This window comes from Escherichia sp. KCJ4928, assembly GCF_004352695.1.
GTDB lineage: Bacteria > Pseudomonadota > Gammaproteobacteria > Enterobacterales > Enterobacteriaceae > ECMA0423.
Genome location: NZ_SJWV01000313.1, coordinates 1 through 2,838 on the forward strand (window position 1 = coordinate 1; position 2,838 = coordinate 2,838).

The 2,838-nt window shown below is 55.5% G+C and carries 3 protein-coding genes; all 3 read left to right on the forward strand.

What is annotated here, in order from left to right; genetic code table 11:
* Positions 1–474 (forward strand): conjugal transfer protein TraW (traW, locus tag E0D98_RS23030; protein ID WP_032354362.1); only part of this gene is annotated, 474 nt, incomplete at its 5' end.
* Entirely contained in the window at positions 471–1,040 is a 570-nt protein-coding gene (traX, locus tag E0D98_RS23035) for a conjugal transfer protein TraX (protein ID WP_047086909.1), read from the forward strand. The genes traW and traX, both read left to right, overlap by 4 nt.
* A gap of 72 nt (positions 1,041–1,112) precedes the next feature.
* On the forward strand, positions 1,113–2,838 hold a 1,726-nt coding region (locus tag E0D98_RS23040; protein WP_131891106.1), incomplete at its 3' end, for a DotA/TraY family protein.

Below are 2,838 nucleotides of genomic sequence, written 5' to 3' on the forward strand. Positions count from 1 at the left end.
CAGACCGGGCGCACGTATGTGGGCCTGCAGAATGAATACAACGGCATCATCGATGCCGCTTCTCATCCGCAACTGTCACTGATAGCTGACAGTACCCCTAATGAGGCCACCCGTGGAGCGCTGACTGAAGCCCTGCAGTCACCATCCGCTGCGGCATATTTTGACCGGACCGCATCATCAGAGGCCCGCACCCGTGGTCACATGAGCCAGCGGGAGTTTGAGGCCTTTGAAGCTGGCAGACGCTATGCAAACACCGACTGGCAGCAGGATCTGCAGGGCATGGAAGGCGATAACCTTCTCCGTGAACTGCTGCGCACCACCGCCCTGCTGAACTGGCAGATGAACGACCTGAAAGAGCAGATACGCCAGGGTAATGTTATCGCCGGGCAGCAGTTGGCACTGGCGGCACGACAGTATTACGGACAGCGTCTCGGTGAACTGTCACAGGCCATGAGCCAAGGGAGCGTAAGATGAGAGACGACAACAGCACCGACAAAAAAAAACCGGCCCCCCGTCTCCGCCGCATCGGTGACATCGGGATAAACCTGTTCGCACCACTGGCAGAAACCCGGTGGATGCAGCGCAGCTGCCGCCATATGCTGGGCCAGCATAAAACGCGCCTGAAGCGCCTCATGCCCGACCGGCAACCGGAGAGTCCGGTCTGTATGACCTGGGAAGAAGCCGTCAGGGCCAGTGGCCTTACGGTCAACGAACTGGATCGGCGTCTGCGACGCCGCAGGATGTTCTGGCGGACAGGATTCTGGCTGATGATGATTCCGGTACTTCTGCTGTGCGGCATGGCCCTTGCTGCCACAGCGCTTCCGGCCATCACCCTGATACGTATACTGGCCTGCCTGTTACTGATGAGTGCCATTGCAGCACTGTGTGCCTCAAAAACCCTGATTGTGTCATACCGCCTCTGGCAACTGAATGAACGGCGGGTCAGCGAGGACGAACAGGGCACCTTCCCCGATTACCTGCAGGCCCGGCACGGCTGGAAACAGGCCACATGGCTGGCCATTACCCACCGGCAGTACTGACCGTCCGGTCTGCAATTCCTTTTCCTCATTCCGGAGGCTGATGCCCTGCATCCCTTCGGTTCCGGAGTTATCGTGAAAATCATACCCAGAGCACTGAGTGCGGGTCTGGCGCTGGCTGCCGTACCTGCACAGGCATTCGTCACCTATCAGGACATTGTGAGCGCCGCCACCAATCCGGATGACCTGTCGCGCCAGGCACTGGTCACCATTTTTGGCGACGTGGTCACAAATCCCCTGACAGCCAGCAGCAACACCATTATCGGCAACCTGTTCATGGTGTTTAACGCAATTATCGCCATTATGGGGATAGTCTGGTTCCTGTTTATTGGAATCCGCCATGTTGTCCGCACCGGCCACCAGGGCAATGTCTTTAACAACGGACGGGACGTCGTCGGAATGCTCAGTATTGTGAGCGGTTTTATGATGATTGTGCCCACCGCTTCCGGCTGGAGCCTGGCACAACTGGTCATGCTCTGGGGCGCATCCATCATGGGCATTGGTTCCGCCAATATCATGGTTCAGACTGCTGCAGAAAACATCGCTGAAGGCTATTCAATGACCGTACAGCCAGTTCATGTCTCCACCCGCACGGCAGCACGGGGAATACTGGAGATGGCGCTGTGCAAACACGCCATGAATGCAGGCCTCGATGACTTTAACCGTACTGCCCGTTCATCAACGCCCCCCATGAGCGAATCCTCACGGACAGAGAACGGCAGGTATACCGTCACCGTTTCAAATGGCAGTGCCACCTGCGGGAGTGTGAGTCTCTCCGTGAAAGGGAATGGCAGCAACAACCAGTCCGCACTGGACTATTTTTTCAATCCCTTCATTGAAACGGAGTATCAGGGTGTCCTGACGGCACAACGGTCTGCCATGGATACCATGCTCCGTGACCTGGACAGCGCAGCACAGGAATTTGTGTCAGCGTACCGGACCCGACGCGACACGGGTAACGGCAACCTGCCGGATATTGAAAGCCGTATTCAGAAGGCTGCCAACAGGTATGAAGAAACGGTGCAGAAGGCGTTGCCAACAGATAACGCAGAAACTGAGCGCAGGGAGCAGCTGAAATCCTACCTGACCACCTACGGCTGGGTTGCCCTGGGGGCCTGGTACCAGACCTTTGCCACCGCCAACCAGCGACTGGCAGAACTGGCCGACCGTGCCCCCACTGTGAGTGGAGTTTCATCGCAGGGCGAAGCCGGAGATACTGAGTTCCTGAAGGAAGTCAAAGGAGCTTACCAGGCACAGTTACAGAACTCACCATATACTCCTGCGCTGGGAAATCTAACATCTTCTGATGAGATATATGCTGCCAATACAAATGATCCACAAAGTGCAATTATAAAGTTAATGTCACCGGACTTTACGAAACTGACATATAAAATCGCAACTGTATATTCTAGTACAGGAACTACATCCTATCAGGCAAATCCCCTGCTGAAGATGAAGGATATCGGTGATTACACCATGGTCACAACAGAAACCATCTGGGCGGGTTATACCACCGTCAGGGTGCTTTCTACTGCCGGCAGCAACTCCGTTTTTGGCCGACTGGTCAATGCCGTCAGCGGCTTATCTGATGCAGCAAAGGCTTTTCTGGAAGCCTCCGCACCACCACTCTACTTCCTGCTGTTTTTGCTGTTCTGTGCCGGTTTTTCGTTATCTATTTACCTGCCGTTTATCCCGTTTATCTTCTGGATGACCGGCATCGGCAACTGGATAGTCAGCGTACTGATTGGATGTGCTGCTGGCCCCCTGTGGGCCGCCACCCATCTGGGAACAAGTCAGGACC